13 protein-coding genes are annotated in these 13,709 nt (G+C 66.4%); 5 read left to right on the top strand and 8 right to left on the bottom strand.

What is annotated here, in order from left to right; all coding sequences use genetic code 11:
- Positions 1 to 94 precede the first annotated feature (94 nt).
- The 6 genes from GPJ75_RS26365 to GPJ75_RS26340 form a co-directional block, all read right to left on the bottom strand.
- Positions 95 to 1,027 (bottom strand): lipid A biosynthesis lauroyl acyltransferase, encoded by a 933-nt coding sequence (locus tag GPJ75_RS26365; protein ID WP_163273028.1) that lies wholly within the window; start codon positions 1,025 to 1,027, stop codon positions 95 to 97.
- A 9-nt stretch (positions 1,028 to 1,036) separates the two neighbouring features.
- Positions 1,037 to 2,065, bottom strand: a complete 1,029-nt coding sequence (locus GPJ75_RS26360) for a zinc-binding dehydrogenase (protein WP_163273026.1) — start codon at positions 2,063 to 2,065, stop codon at positions 1,037 to 1,039.
- Between the two features lie 145 nt (positions 2,066 to 2,210).
- Complete coding sequence (locus GPJ75_RS26355) at positions 2,211 to 3,479, bottom strand: beta-ketoacyl-ACP synthase (protein ID WP_163273024.1); 1,269 nt, start codon at positions 3,477 to 3,479, stop codon at positions 2,211 to 2,213.
- Between the two features lie 76 nt (positions 3,480 to 3,555).
- Entirely contained in the window at positions 3,556 to 4,740 is a 1,185-nt protein-coding gene (locus tag GPJ75_RS26350; RefSeq protein WP_163273022.1) for a beta-ketoacyl-ACP synthase, read from the bottom strand.
- 34 nt (positions 4,741 to 4,774) lie between these two features.
- Positions 4,775 to 5,056 carry an acyl carrier protein gene (locus GPJ75_RS26345; RefSeq protein WP_163273020.1) on the bottom strand — a complete coding sequence of 94 codons (282 nt, stop codon included), beginning with the start codon at positions 5,054 to 5,056 and terminating at the stop codon, positions 4,775 to 4,777.
- Positions 5,057 to 5,162: 106 nt separating this feature from the next.
- Positions 5,163 to 5,717 carry a histidine phosphatase family protein gene (locus GPJ75_RS26340; RefSeq protein ID WP_163273018.1) on the bottom strand — a complete coding sequence of 185 codons (555 nt, stop codon included), beginning with the start codon at positions 5,715 to 5,717 and terminating at the stop codon, positions 5,163 to 5,165.
- 128 nt (positions 5,718 to 5,845) lie between these two features.
- On the opposite strand from GPJ75_RS26340, the gene GPJ75_RS26335 reads away from it, so the two are divergent.
- On the top strand, positions 5,846 to 6,793 hold the full coding sequence (locus GPJ75_RS26335; protein ID WP_163273017.1) for an AEC family transporter: 948 nt from the start codon (positions 5,846 to 5,848) through the stop codon (positions 6,791 to 6,793).
- A gap of 132 nt (positions 6,794 to 6,925) precedes the next feature.
- Positions 6,926 to 8,383, top strand: coding sequence for an NAD-dependent succinate-semialdehyde dehydrogenase (locus GPJ75_RS26330; RefSeq protein WP_163273016.1), 1,458 nt, complete (start codon positions 6,926 to 6,928; stop codon positions 8,381 to 8,383).
- Between the two features lie 3 nt (positions 8,384 to 8,386).
- Here the strand turns inward: GPJ75_RS26330 and GPJ75_RS26325 are convergent, their stop codons facing one another.
- A complete protein-coding gene (locus GPJ75_RS26325) occupies positions 8,387 to 9,316 on the bottom strand; it encodes a sugar kinase (protein ID WP_163273015.1) in 930 nt (309 codons plus the stop codon).
- 141 nt (positions 9,317 to 9,457) lie between these two features.
- Here GPJ75_RS26325 and relB point away from each other — a divergent pair, with 141 nt between their 5' ends.
- Together relB and GPJ75_RS26315 are read left to right on the top strand one after the other, a co-directional pair.
- Complete coding sequence (gene relB, locus GPJ75_RS26320; protein ID WP_159586004.1) at positions 9,458 to 9,682, top strand: type II toxin-antitoxin system RelB family antitoxin; 225 nt, start codon at positions 9,458 to 9,460, stop codon at positions 9,680 to 9,682.
- A complete protein-coding gene (locus GPJ75_RS26315; protein WP_163273014.1) occupies positions 9,666 to 9,938 on the top strand; it encodes a type II toxin-antitoxin system RelE family toxin in 273 nt (90 codons plus the stop codon). Before relB ends, GPJ75_RS26315 begins: the two co-directional genes overlap by 17 nt.
- Here the strand turns inward: GPJ75_RS26315 and GPJ75_RS26310 are convergent, their stop codons facing one another.
- On the bottom strand, positions 9,939 to 10,388 hold the full coding sequence (locus GPJ75_RS26310) for an Lrp/AsnC family transcriptional regulator (RefSeq protein WP_163273013.1): 450 nt from the start codon (positions 10,386 to 10,388) through the stop codon (positions 9,939 to 9,941).
- Positions 10,389 to 10,552: 164 nt separating this feature from the next.
- Here GPJ75_RS26310 and putA point away from each other — a divergent pair.
- The coding region (putA, locus tag GPJ75_RS26305; RefSeq protein ID WP_163273010.1) for a bifunctional proline dehydrogenase/L-glutamate gamma-semialdehyde dehydrogenase PutA at positions 10,553 to 13,709 on the top strand (3,157 nt) is incomplete at its 3' end.

Raw genomic sequence — 13,709 nt, 5'->3', positions numbered from 1 at the left:
TCCCCCGACTCCGCCCGCGGCCGCTTCCACTGAGCCACGCATGAGCCTTGCAAATATCGCAGCCGGCTTCTGCGGAACGGCCTGAGAGATGGCCTCAGCGCCGCTTGCGGCTGACCTCCCAGCGGCGGTGGAACCACATCCACTGGCCGGGGTCGGCGCGCACCCATTCCTCCACGACGTCGTTCAACTGCTGCGCCATGCGCTCGACGTCGATGGTGCCGCTTTCATCGCGCGGCAGTTCGAGCTTCTCGCCCACCTCGAGGCGGAAGCGGCCGCCGGGCAGGCGGATGCAATGGGCGGGGTAGACGTCGCAGTCGTACTGGCGCGCCAGCTTGGGCACGAGCGGGCTCGTCTCGCATTCGCGGCCGAAGAAGCGGGTGCGCACGCCGCGCCTGAATTTCTGGTCGACCAGCACGCCGATATTGCCGTCGTTCTCGAGCACGCGGGCAAGCTGCAGCGCCGCGCCCGCCCGCGAGGGCAGGAGGCCGCCCATGGAGGTGGTGCGGGTGCCGTGGATATAGTCGGCGATATAAGGGTTGTTCGGCGGGCGGAAGAGAGAGGTGACCTTAAGGCCGAAGGTCGCCGCTGCGATCGGCAGGAACTCGAAATTGCCGAGGTGGCCGGTGAAGAAGATGTGCGGCCGCTTCTCCTCGCGCACGCGCTTGAATATCTCTATGCCCGTAACCTCGACGCGGCCGGGCCTCTCGCTTTCCGGGTCGAAGTCGAACAGCTTGTCGAGAAACACGTATTCGACGGCGAGGCGGGCCATGTTGGCCCACATGTCGGAGGCGATGGCCTCGATCTCGGCTTGCGGCTTTTGCGGATAGGCCCTGCGCAAATTGTCGAGCGCCAGGCGATGACGGCCGACCAGGGGGCCGACCCTGCGGGCAACGCGCTCGGCGAAATTCAGCGCCTTGTCGGGCGGCAGGTGGCGCAGGATGGAGAGGACGGCGAGCGATATCTGCGCCGTCAGCCAGTGCTCAGCGGTCTGAAGGTGGCGGCCGAATTTGACGAGGAGGCGATTCATGCGGCGGCGCTACTGAACGCGCAGGACGATCTTGCCGAAGACGTCGCGGCCTTCCATGCGCTTCAGCGCGGTTTCGATGTCCTCGAAGCCCACCACCGTGTCGACGACCGGCGCGACGAGGCCGGCGGCCATCTTCTGCATGGCATCGGCCATGTTCTCCATGCGGCAGCCGAAGGAGCCGAAGATCTTCAACTGCTGCTGGAAGAGCTGCATCAGGTTCATATTCGTCGAAACGCCCGAGGTGGAGCCACAGGTGACGATGCGGCCGCCGCGCCTTAGCGACAGCATGGAGCCCGCCCAGGTGTCAGCGCCGACATGTTCGAACACCACATCCACGCCGCGCTTTCTGGTGATCTTGCGCACTGCGCCCTCGAAGCGGTCCTCGCGGTAATTGATGACGTGGTCGGCGCCCAGCGCCTTCGCCTTCTCGATCTTCTCATCCGAGCCGACGGTGGTGATGACGGTGCAGCCCATGCGCTTGGCGAGCTGGATGGCCGCCGAGCCGATGCCGGAGCCGCCGGCGTGCACCAGGATGGTCTCGCCCGGCTCCAATTTGGCGTTGTCGAAGAGCATGTGCTCGACCGTGCCGAAGGTGACGGGGGCGACGGCGGCGCCGATCTCGTCGACGCCCGGCGGGGCGGGGACGAGCAGGCGGGCCGGCAGGTTGATCTTCTCCTGGGCAAAGCCGTCGAGATGGAAGCCGTGCACGCCGCCGACGTTCTCGCACAGATTGTCGCGCCCCTCGCGGCACGGGCGGCACAGGCCACAGGTGCGCGCGCCGTAGATGGAGACGAGCTGGCCGGGCAGGAGATTGCCGACGCCGGCGCCAACGGCGTCAACGGTACCGGAAGCCTCCGCCCCCACCACCAGCGGCAGCTTGCGCTTGGCAAATGCCATTCCGCGCCAGCCCCACACGTCGATATGGTTGAGCGCAACGGCGCCAACCCGCACCGTCACCTCGCCCTGGCCGGGCGGAGGAGGCGGCGGGACGTCGGCAATTTCGAGCTGGCGATCGGCAATGAGTTGCAGTGCGCGCATGGGTCGGTGTCTCGGCTATTGGTGGGGTAGTGAGTAGTGAGTAGTTAATGGTAAGTTCCTGGTGTTTCGTCTTGACGAATATGTCCGTGCAGTGCCCTTTATTCACTATTCACTATTCACTATTCACTATTCACTATTCCCCCCTTCACCCCGCCTCCCGCGCCATCACCAGACACGTATTCTGGCCGCCGAAGCCGAAGGAGTTGGACAATACTGTTGCCACATCGGCATCGCGCTTCACGTTCGGCACGACGTCCAGCTCGATTGCCGGGTCCGGGTTCTCGTAGTTGATGGTGGGCGGAATGACGCCCTCGCGCATGGTCATGATCGAGAAAACGGCCTCCACCGCGCCTGCCGCCGAGAGCGTGTGGCCGATCATCGACTTGTTGGAGGAGATCGGTACGGTCGGCATGCGCACCCCGAAGACGGTCGACAGCGACAGGTGCTCCATCTTGTCGTTCTCCGGCGTCGAGGTGCCGTGGGCGTTGATGTACTCGATCTCGTCCTCCGACATGCCGGCGTCGGAAAGGGCGGCGCGCACGGCGGCGATGGCGGGCGATCCGTCCGGCTTGGAGCGCGTGCGGTGGAAGTCGTCCGCCTTCTCGCCGCAGCCGCGCATGATGCCGAGGATCTCCGCGCCGCGGGCGATGGCACCTTCCAGCGATTCGAGCACCATCGCGCCCGAGCCCTCGGCAAGCACGAAGCCGCTGCGGTCCTTGGAAAAGGGCTTCGACGCCTTCTCCGGCACCTCGTTCTGGGTCGTCAGCGCCGAAAGCAGCGAGAAGCGGATGAGCGCCTCGGCCGTCGCCGACCCATCGGAGCCGATGGCCAGCGCCCGGTCGCACTCGCCACGGCGGATCGCCTCGATACCGAGCTGGATGGCCGTGGCGCCGGAGGCGCAGGCCGTCGAAAGCGTGATCGGCAGGCCGCGCGTTCCGTATTTCTCCGCTATCCGGTCGGCGATGGTGGCGAACTGGCTCTCGTCGAAAAGCTCCGCCTCATTGGCCTCGCGCGCCGCCTCGATCAGGCTGCGCCAGTCGCCCGCGCGTTGCGACTGCGCGTAAAGGCGCAGCCGGTGATGCCAGTCAATCTCGACCGGCGGTGCGGCGAGGAAGAGCGGTCCGCCGAAATCGGCGGCAGGAAGGCCGGCTTCGCCCACCGCCTCTTCTGCCGCCAGGTCCGCAAGCGCGTAAGTGAGGGGGCTTGCCCCACGCCGGCTTTCGGGCAGGAAGTCGACGGTGCCGGCGATGGTCGTGGCCAGGTGGCTGGTGGGAAAGCGGGTGATGGGGTGGATACCCGAACGCCCGCTTGTCAGCGCCGTCCAGTTTTCGTCCTTTCCCCGGCCGAGCGAGGTGACCACGCCCATGCCGGTGACGGCGACGAGCGGCCTTCCGAAGCTGTCGGTTGTCTTCATGCTTCCTTCCTCAGCCCCTTATCTCTCAGGCCCCTATCTTCCTCAGGCCACTATCTTCCTCAGGCCCCTATCTTCCTCAGGCCTTGACCACGAGCCCCATGCCCTCGAAGCAGTTGTAGCCGACCGCCGTTGCCAACGCGGCCGAGGGGGCGGCTTCGAAGGGACGTTCGCTCTCCGCGAACGCAGGATAGGCCTTTCCGTGATGAACGGCGAGCGCGGCAAGCGCCACGGCGAAGGGGAACTGCGCCTCCTTCATGTGCCCGGTGAGCGAGGAGAAGCCGCGCGCCGTGACATGTCCACGGGCATCGAGCGCGGCTTTTTCGGCCTTCGTCACCGCGTGCGCGCCGGAGGCGCCGGAGATCGCCAGCATAGGCGCATCGCCGCCGAGCAGTCTGCCCACCATCTCCTCCAGCGCGTCCTGCAGGCCATCGCCGCCGCGCCGCGCCCGGCCGGAGGCGACGGGGCCGACGGCGGCGTATGCGGTGCGGCCGCGCTTCTGCGCGTGTTCGCGCGATTCCAGCACCAGGAAGGCCGCGCCCGAGCCGGTGATGACGCCACCGCCTTCCTCCGGGCTTCGCTGCCAGAGCGGAGACCAGCCGCCGCGCTGCAGGTGGCGGCCAAGCTCGTAGGCGAGAAGCATGTCGGGATGCTCTGTCTGGAACGCAGCGCCCACCAGAAGGTGGCTCGACTGGCCCGAGCGGATGCGCGCGGCTGCCGTCTCGATCGCCGAGACGCCGGCGCCCTCTTCGCCCATGAATGTGCGTGAGGAACCGGTGACCTTGTGGACGATGGAGATGTTGCCGGCCAGAAGATTGGAAAGCTGGGCCAGGAACAGGGTGGGCCTCAGCTCCGTCGTCAGCTTCTCGTTCAAAAGCACGTCATGATCGTTGCGGGTGAGCGATGTGTCGAGGATGTCCTGGTCGACGTTCACGTCGCGCTCGCCGCCGCCGGCGGCCACAACCATGTCCATGGAGGCGCACAGCGCCTCGTCGTCCTTCATGCCGGCGTCGTCCAGTGCGAGCCCCGCCGTATAGGTGCCGAGGCGCTGCCAGGTCTCCATCTGGCGCTGGTCGCCGCGCTTGGGGATCTGCGTGCTCCAGTCGATCTCGGGCAGCGGGTGGACCGTATAGGGAGCGAAGCGCTCTCCATCGAGAACGGGCTTCGGCGCGGCGCCCGTCAGCGCCTGCCAGTGCGCGTCGACACCCAGGCCCAGCGACGAGACGACGCCGATCCCGGTGATGACCACGTCCTTCGGGTTCATGTCGCCTCGCTGCGGTTTTGGTGTCGGTGCGTGCTCAGGCGGCCTTGGCGGCCACCAGGCCGTCGATCTTGGAGCACAGGTTCTTCATGACGAAATATTCCTCGGTCGCAACCCTTCCGTCATTGACCTCCTGCGTCCATTGTTCCAGCGGCACCTTGATGCCGAACTCCTTGTCGATCGCGAAGACGATGTCCAGGAAGTCCAGGCTGTCGATGCCGAGATCGTCGATGGTATGGCTTTCAAGGGTAATCTTGTCGCGGTCGATCTCGCTCGTTTCGGCGATGATGTCGGCAACCTTGTCAAATGTCGTCGTCACTGCGGGTTCCCTCGGTGTGGGGGATTCGGTTCTCTAAGTGTGCGCCGGCTGTCTAATCGGTTTTTAACGGCAGGAAAAGGGCAGTCGCGCTCAATCCGGGCGGATGTTAGTCGAAGGTAAGACGGGCTGCGACACGGACCCCATCGTCCGAGCGTGACAGAACGACCGCCTCGCCCTGCCGCGGCCGGACATTGGCGATCGCCTCGATGTTGGCTTCGTGCGTCACCATGACGAGATTTTCCGAGCCGCTGTAGTCGAGTATGCGCTGCAAGGTGGCCCGTATCTGCTCGTCTGCCACTTCCGGGTCGCGCGCCAGTTCGTCCAGCGCGTCGAACGTTTCGATCGGGCTGTCGCGGAAGGCGATGTCGGCGGTATCGCGGGCACGGCAGTAGCGGCTGGTCAGCACCATTCCGATGGGGGCGGCGCGGGCGTAGAAGAGCGCGCCCATCCCGCGCGCCTGCTGGCGTCCCTGCTCGGAGAGATTGCGTTGGGTGGCGCAGTTCTCCAGGTCGAAATTCGCAGGGTCGCCGCTGCCGGGCGCATGGGCATGGTTGACGAGCACCACCTGGCCGCCGTTCCGCAACAGCGCCCAAGCCGCTTCCGTCGCCTGCGCGGTTGCCACCGCCAGAAGCATCAGAAAAGCGATGGCGGCACGAAACATGCATTCCTCCGAAGTTGTCTTACCATATAGGAGGATGGCGCGCCGGTAAGCAATCACGGGTTTTTCAACTGTGTATTCCTGGCGCGCCTGCTTGCCGTTCCTTACCCGGTCCCATAAAGCCGGTGCCGATGTCCCCCCTCGTCGAAACAATCGCTTTCGTCTTCTCACTTGTCGCGCTCGGTTATGCCAGCGGCTTGTTCGGGCTGCTCAAGCAGGAGACCGGCGAGGCCCTATCGGATTTCGCCGTCTCGGTGGCCGTGCCGCTCCTGCTTTTCAGGACCATGGCCGGCGCAGATTTCGGCGGCAGCCTGCCGGTGAGCCTCTGGGTGTCCTATTTCACCGCCGTCGCCATAACCTGGCTCATCGGGTTGCTTGCGGTGATTCACGTCTTTGGCCGCGACAACCGCGCCGCCGTCGTCGGCGGGTTGGCGGCGAGCTTTTCCAACCTGGTGCTCCTCGGCATTCCCTTCATGCTCGGCGTCTACGGGCAGGAAGGTTTCGAGGTCCTGTCGCTCATCGTCTCCATCCATCTGCCGGTCATGATCGGCACCACCATCATCCTGTTCGGCTGGCTGGGCGGGGCGGGGGCGCCGCGAGGGATCGCCGGCGCGGTGCGCGACTTTGCGCGCAGCATGGTGTCGAGCCCCCTCATCGTCGGCATCGCCGCTGGGCTTCTGTGGCGCATTTCGGGAATGGAAATGCCGTCGCTGATGACACGGCTGGTAGATGCGCTGGCCGATGTCGCAGGTCCGGTGGCGCTGTTCGCCATGGGGCTGGGGCTCAGGCGCTACGGCATCACCGGCAATGTGCGTCCGGCGCTCGCCGTGGCGGCGCTGAAGCTTTTCGTGATGCCGGGCCTGGCGCTCGCCATGGCCAAGCTGACGGGCCTGCCGCCGATGAGTGCGAAGGTGGTGGTGGCCGCCGCCTCGCTGCCGTCCGGCGTCAATCCCTATCTTATCGCCATGCGCTTCGGCACGGGCCAGGCGCTGTCGGCGAACGCCATGAGCATCGGCACCGCCTCGGCTGTTCTCACCATGGTTTTCTGGCTATCGGTGGCGGAGTGGATGTTCGGCTGACGGCGCTTTTGCGCTTTCGAGCGTGGCCCAGCCGGCCAGCGCGGACAGGTCCTTGCCGCAGCCCGGGAATTGCACCAGTTTTCTGGACGACCCCGAAAAGCCAACCGCGCCCGCCGGCGCGAAGGAGGAAGAATGCTCAAGAAGACAAGCCATTTCATGCGCGAGGCGAATTTCATCGGAGGCTCATGGGTCGGAGCGGATTCGGGTGCCATGATCGATGTGGTCAATCCCGCCACGCGGCAGACGATCGGCACGGTGCCGAAATGCGGCCGCACTGAGACCCGGCGCGCTATCGAGGCCGCCGAGGAAGCCTTCCACTCCTGGAAGAAGACCTCGGCCAACGACCGCGCCAAGCTCCTGCGCAAACTGCACGATGCCATCATGGACAACCAGGAGGCGCTGGCCGAGCTTCTGGTCATGGAGCAGGGCAAGCCGCTGGCCGAGGCGCGCGGCGAGGTCGGCATGTCGGCTGCCTATGTGCTGTGGTACGCCGAGGAGGGCCGGCGGACCTACGGCGACGTCGTGCCTTCGCCCTGGGCGGACCGGCGCATCCTCGTCACAAAAGAGCCGGTCGGCGTGATCGGCGCCATAACGCCGTGGAATTTTCCTTCCTCCATGCTGGCGCGCAAGCTTGGCCCGGCGCTCGCCGCCGGCTGCACGGCGGTCGCCAAGCCGGCCTCGCAGACGCCCTATTCCGGGCTCGCCTGGGGCGTGCTCGCCGAGGAGGCGGGCTTTCCGGCGGGTGTCGTCAACATCGTCACCGGCTCTGCCTCCGAGATCGGCGACGAACTGACGGAAAACCCGCTGGTGCGCAAGATCACCTTCACCGGCTCCACCGAGGTCGGCAAGACCCTCATCCGGAAGTCCGCCGGTACCGTCAAGAAGGTATCGATGGAACTTGGCGGCAACGCGCCTTTCCTCGTCTTCGACGATGCTGACGTGGAGCGTGCGGTCGAAGGCGCGGTGGCGGCGAAATACCGCAACTCCGGCCAGACCTGCGTGTGCACTAATCGCTTCTTCGTGCAGGAGGGCGTCTACGACCGTTTCGTGGAAAAGCTGGTCGAGGCGACCGAAAGGCTCAAGGTGGGCTCCGGCCTCGAAGAGGGCACGCAGCAGGGGCCGCTGATCGACGAGAAGGCGGTCGAGAAGGTCGAGGAACTGGTCGCCGACGCCGCCGAGAAGGGCGGCAAGGTGGTGGCCGGCGGCAAGCGGCATGCGCTCGGCGGCACCTTCTTCGAGCCGACGGTGATCGCCGAGGCATCGCCCGAAATGCGCTTCATGCAGGAGGAGATCTTCGGCCCCGTCTCGCCCATCTTCCGCTTCAATGACGAGGAAGAGGCCGTCAGGCTCGCCAACGATACCGCGTTCGGCCTTGCCTGCTATTTCTACACGGCCGATCTCGGCCGCGCCTTCCGCGTGATGGAGGGACTGAGATACGGCCTCATCGGCGTCAATGAGGGCATCATCACCACGGTCGAGGCGCCGTTCGGCGGCCTGAAGGAGTCCGGCCTCGGCAAGGAGGGCGGCCACCAGGGCATCGAGGACTATCTCGACACCAAATATGTCTGCATCGGAGGGCTGGGGCTGTAGCCCTCACGCCTCGGCGAACGCTTCGCGCAGCACGGAAAACGGCGCCAGGGCCCCGTGCACCTGGATCACCGCCGCCGCCACCTTGTGGGCGCGGCGGGCGGCCGTCTCCGGCGCGAGGCCCGCAACCCTTGCGGCAAGATAGGCGCCGTTGAAGGAATCGCCGGCGCCGGTGGTGTCGACCGGATCGGCCACCGCGACGGCGGGGATTAAGACCGCGCCGCCGCCGGCCGAGAGCAATGTCGGCTCCGCCCCGTTCTTGATCGCGGCCTCGCCCACGCCGGCCTCCGCCAACCGCCGCGCTGTCGCCTGCGGGTCCTTGTCGCCGTATAGTTCCGCCTCGTCGGGAAAGGTGGGCAGCGCGATGTCGCAGACGGCAAGCGCGGCATCGATCGCCGCTCGCGCTGCCTCGGGCGAGGCCCACAGGCGCGGCCGGTAGTTGGGGTCGAAGGCGATGCGGCTGCCGTCCTTACGCGCCGTTTCCAGTGCCGCGATCAGCGTCTTTCGCGCCGGCTCCTCGAGAATTGCCAAAGTGATTCCGGAAAAATAGACAAGCGCCCGTTTTTCCAGGCTCTTTTCTAATGCAAGCGGATCGTCCGCCAGGCACCTCGCCGCCGAATCGGCGCGCCAGTAGGTGAAGGAGCGCTCGGCGCCGTCGAGCGTGATGGCATAAAGGCCGGGACGCTTTCCCGGAATGACCGGGCTCGCCGCGGTGCCGATGCCATGATCGGCAAAGAAATTCCTCTGGTCGGCGGAGAAGGGGTCGTCGCCGAAGGCGCTGACATAGTCGGCCGCGATCGTTTCCGGCGTCAGTGCGCGCATGGCCCACAGCGTGTTGAAGGTGTCGCCGGCATGCCCCATGCGCCAATTGCCGCCGCTGCCGCCGGAAAGCTCCAGCATGCACTCACCCACCGACGCGATACCGCCCTTTTCCATACGCTTTCCCTCGTTCGAAAACCGCGTCGCGCATAGCACGTTCCATGGGTGGGGCAAATGGGCGTGGTGTCGTCGCCACGCATGCAAGTTGGTGCTATGGCGAGGGCATGCTATATTTGTATAGCAACCGGGAGTACGACCATGCTGGCTTTGAGGCTTCCTCCGGAAATCGAGGCGCGGCTTGACGCGCTAGCCAAGCGTACAGGGCGCAGCAAGAGCTTTTACGCGCGTGAAGCCATCCTTGAATATCTGGACGACCTCGAGGATCTCCATCTGGCTGCTCAGCGCCTGGAGGAATTGCGCAGGGAGGATGGCGAAACCGTGCCGCTTTCCGCCCTGATGGCGCGCTATGGCGTGGAGGATTGAGTTTCACAAGGCCGCCGAGCGCGAGCTTGGCAAGCTGGGGCACGAGGCGGCGCGGCGGATTCTGCGCTTCCTTCATGAGCGCGTTGCGAAATTGGATGATCCCCGTGCGATCGGCGCAGCGCTCAAAGGGCCGGATTTGGGTTCATTCTGGAAATATCGCGTCGGCGATTATCGCGTGATTGCCCATATCGAAGACGACGCGGTGCGGATTCTGATCGTGCGGGTCGGTAACCGGCGCGAAATCTACCGGCGATAGCTACTCCCTGACCGTCTCCATCGCCACGAATGTCGAGGTATGCGAGACGTGGGGCAGGCTGGAAATCTTCTCGCCCAGCACGCGGCGGTAGGCCTGGATATCCTTCGTGCGCACCTTCAGAAGATAGTCGAAACTCGCCGCGATCATGTGGCACTGGTCGATCTCGGGCACGGCCAGAACGGCGCGGTTGAAGTCAGCGAGCGCCGTCGAGCGCGTGTCGGAAAGCGTGACCTGGACGAAGGCGACATGGCCTTCGCCCATGCGCTCGCGGTCGACGATGGCCGCGTAGCCGCGGATGACACCGTCCTTCTCCAGCCGCTTGAGGCGCGCGAGCACCGGCGTCTTGGAAAGGCCGACACGCCTTGCCAGTTCAGCCATCGAAAGCCGGCCGTCCTGCGACAGGGCGCCGAGGATGTTGCGGTCGATGCGGTCCAAACGGTCTGAAGACATCTGTTTTTCCAGTTCGATCATAAGATGAACTCGGCTTATAATAGTCATTTTCGCCTGGCAATATCCTTATTTCAGACCATGGCGGGGAAACACCATATGTTATGAGTCCGAAAAACCGCTGGCCGAAGAAGCACAGGGGCCGAAGAAGCACAGGGGAATAAACGATGCTCGCATCAGATCTCGACGTTCTGCGCGGGGCGATCCGCGCGCAGTATCTCGCCGACGAGGACCGCACGCTTGCGGGGCTCGTCGGGACGGCGGCGCTGTCCGAGGCGCGGCGCGAGGCGATCTCCGCGCAGGCGGCGGAGCTTGTGCGGGCGGTCAGGGCGCGTTCCGACCTGCATCTGATGGAAGCCTTCCTGTCCGAATACGGGCTCTCCACGGCCGAGGGCGTGGCGCTGATGTGCCTGGCCGAGGCGCTTCTGCGCGTGCCCGACGCGGAGACGGTGGACGATCTCATCCGCGACAAGATCGCCCCGCACGACTGGTCGGCGCACTCCGGCTCCTCCGCCTCCATCTTCGTCAACGCCTCCACCTGGGCGCTGGTGCTCACCGGCCGCGTGCTGGACGAGAGGGGCGATGGCGTGGAGGCGACGCTGCGCGCCATGGTGAGAAGGCTCGGCGAGCCGGTCATCCGCACCGCGGTGGCGGCGGCCATGCGCGAGATGGGCGAGCAGTTCGTGCTCGGCCGCACTATTCGTGAGGCCGTCAAGCGCGGCCGCGCCAACACGGACAAGGGCTACACCTATTCCTACGACATGCTGGGCGAGGCGGCGCGGACGCAGGCCGATGCCCTGCGCTATTTCGAGGCCTACCGGCAGGCGATCGCGGCCCTTCGGGGCGAAGCGAAAAGCGGTGATATCCGCGCCAATCCGGGCATCTCGGTAAAGCTCTCGGCGCTTCACCCGCGCTATGAGGCAACGCAAGGCAAAAAGGTGCTGCCGGTGATGGCGGAGCGGCTCCTGCTTCTCGCCCAGGCGGCGCGCGCGGCGGGCATGGGGCTCAACGTCGACGCCGAGGAGGCGGATCGGCTCGACCTGTCGCTCGACGTGATCGAGCGCGTCCTTGCCGATCCCTCCCTTGAAGGATGGGACGGCTTCGGCGTCGTCGTTCAGGCCTACAGCCAGCGCGCGCCCTTCGTGCTTGACTGGCTCTACGCGCTGGCCCGGAAGCTCGACCGCAAGATCATGGTGCGGCTGGTCAAGGGCGCCTACTGGGATACGGAGATCAAGCGCGCCCAGGTGATGGGGCTCGAAGGCTATCCCGTCTTCACACGCAAGGTGAACACGGACGTCTCCTACATCGCCTGCGCCCGCAAGCTCCTTTCCATGACCGACCGCGTCTATCCGCAATTCGCCACGCACAATGCCCACACGGTGGCCGCCGTCCTTGCCATGGCCGAAGACAAGCAGGCCTTCGAGTTCCAGCGGCTGCACGGCATGGGCGAAGCGCTGCACGAGATCGTGCGGCGGCGCGAGGGCACACGCTGCCGCGTCTACGCGCCGGTGGGCGCGCATGAGGACCTCCTGGCCTATCTGGTGCGGCGGCTTCTGGAAAACGGCGCCAACTCCTCCTTCGTGCACCAGATCGTCGACGAGGAGGTAAGCGCCGACGAGATCGCCCGCGACCCCTTCACGGCCGTCGCGGCCAACGGCAGGGCCGCCAACCCCGCCATTCCCGCGCCGCTCGCGATCTTCGGCCCGCAGCGGCGGAATTCGAAGGGCTGGGACCTGACGGACCCGGAAACGCTCGCCGATATCGAGGAGGCGCGGCGTCCCTTCCTCAGCCCCCACCGCTGGGAGGCGCGGCCGATGACGCGTGCGCACGACGGGGGCGAGGCCCGTACCGTCCTCAACCCGGCGCGTATGGACGAGACGGTCGGCACGGTCGTCGATGCCTCGGCCGAAGAGGCGCGGGAGGCGGTGAAGATCGCCCTTGCCGCGCAACCCGCTTGGGCCGCCACGCCCGTCAAGGAACGGGCGGCGATCCTGCGCCGCATCGCCGATCTCTACGAGGCCCACGCCGGAGAGTTCTTCGCGCTCGCCGCGCGCGAGGCCGGCAAGTCGCTGGCCGACGGCATCGCCGAGGTGCGCGAGGCCGTCGACTTCCTGCGCTACTACGCCAACGGCGCATCGCAGGCGGAGGAGGGGACGGAGGCGCGCGGCGTCATCGTCTGCATCTCGCCGTGGAACTTCCCGCTTGCCATCTTCACCGGGCAGATCGCCGCCGCGCTCGTCACCGGCAACGCGATCGTCGCCAAACCGGCCGAGCAGACCTGCCTGATCGCCGCGCGCGCGGCGGCGCTGATGCACGAGGCGGGCATCCCTCAGGATGTGCTGCAGCTTCTGCCGGGCGATGGGCCGTCCGTCGGCGCGCCGCTGACGGCCGACCCGCGCATTGCCGGCGTCTGTTTCACGGGTTCGGTGGAGGTCGCCCGCCTGATCGAGCGGCAGCTTGCCGAGACGGCATCGCCCGATGCCATGCTGATCGCCGAGACCGGCGGGCTCAACGCGATGATTGTCGATTCGACGGCATTGCCCGAGCAGGCGGTGCGCGACATCGTCGCTTCCGCCTTCCAGAGCGCCGGCCAGCGCTGTTCCGCGCTGCGTGTCCTCTACGTGCAGAAGGACGTGGAAAAGCGCATCGTCGGCATGCTCAAGGGCGCCATGGAGGCGCTGTCGGTCGGCAATCCGTGGCAGGTTTCGACCGATGTCGGGCCCGTCATCGACGACGAGGCGCTTTCCGGCATCGCCGGCTACTGCGAGAAGATGGAGAAGGAAGGCCGCCTGATCGCCCGTATCGAACCGCCGGCGGGCGGGCGCTTCGTTGCCCCCAGCGCCTTCAAGGTCTCCGGCATCGAGGAGATGGAGCGCGAGGTGTTCGGCCCGGTCCTGCACGTGGCGACCTTCGAGGCCGAGGATCTGGCGAAGGTGATTTCGAACGTCAATGCAAGGGGTTACGGGCTGACCTTCGGATTGCACACGCGCATCGACGCGCGGGTGCAGGAGGTGGTGGACAGCATCCACGTCGGCAATATCTACGTCAACCGCAACCAGATCGGCGCCGTCGTCGGCTCACAGCCCTTCGGCGGCGAGGGCCTCTCGGGCACCGGGCCGAAGGCCGGCGGGCCGCTCTACCTGCGCCGCTTCCGCCGCGGGAAGGGGGCGGCCGGCGCGCCGGCGGCAAGCCCGGTCGATGCCGAAACGCTGGCCGCGCGTATGCCAGACCCAAGGAAGGGCAACTGGGCGCGCCGCGCCGACCGCATTGCCACCCTTCGGCGCCTGTCGCGGGGCCGCTGGCCCGACGCGCTCGCGGCCGCCG

This window comes from Chelativorans alearensis (assembly GCF_010993735.1).
Classification (GTDB): domain Bacteria; phylum Pseudomonadota; class Alphaproteobacteria; order Rhizobiales; family Rhizobiaceae; genus Chelativorans; species Chelativorans alearense.
The sequence above is the reverse complement of the archived record's forward strand: the minus strand, read 5'-3'. Positions and strand labels throughout refer to the sequence as shown.

Bases quoted from the DNA above. Each gene is read 5' to 3' on its own strand.
- GPJ75_RS26330 (WP_163273016.1), top strand. From the start codon at position 6,926: ATGCTCAAGAAGACAAGCCATTTCATGCGCGAGGCGAATTTCATCGGA.
- GPJ75_RS26350 (WP_163273022.1), bottom strand. From the start codon at position 4,740: ATGAACCCGAAGGACGTGGTCATCACCGGGATCGGCGTCGTCTCGTCG.
- GPJ75_RS26325 (WP_163273015.1), bottom strand. From the start codon at position 9,316: ATGGAAAAGGGCGGTATCGCGTCGGTGGGTGAGTGCATGCTGGAGCTT.
- GPJ75_RS26310 (WP_163273013.1), bottom strand. From the start codon at position 10,388: ATGTCTTCAGACCGTTTGGACCGCATCGACCGCAACATCCTCGGCGCC.
- GPJ75_RS26355 (WP_163273024.1), bottom strand. From the start codon at position 3,479: ATGAAGACAACCGACAGCTTCGGAAGGCCGCTCGTCGCCGTCACCGGC.
- GPJ75_RS26340 (WP_163273018.1), bottom strand. From the start codon at position 5,717: ATGTTTCGTGCCGCCATCGCTTTTCTGATGCTTCTGGCGGTGGCAACC.
- GPJ75_RS26315 (WP_163273014.1), top strand. From the start codon at position 9,666: ATGGCGTGGAGGATTGAGTTTCACAAGGCCGCCGAGCGCGAGCTTGGC.
- relB (WP_159586004.1), top strand. From the start codon at position 9,458: ATGCTGGCTTTGAGGCTTCCTCCGGAAATCGAGGCGCGGCTTGACGCG.
- GPJ75_RS26365 (WP_163273028.1), bottom strand. From the start codon at position 1,027: ATGAATCGCCTCCTCGTCAAATTCGGCCGCCACCTTCAGACCGCTGAG.
- GPJ75_RS26360 (WP_163273026.1), bottom strand. From the start codon at position 2,065: ATGCGCGCACTGCAACTCATTGCCGATCGCCAGCTCGAAATTGCCGAC.
- GPJ75_RS26335 (WP_163273017.1), top strand. From the start codon at position 5,846: ATGTCCCCCCTCGTCGAAACAATCGCTTTCGTCTTCTCACTTGTCGCG.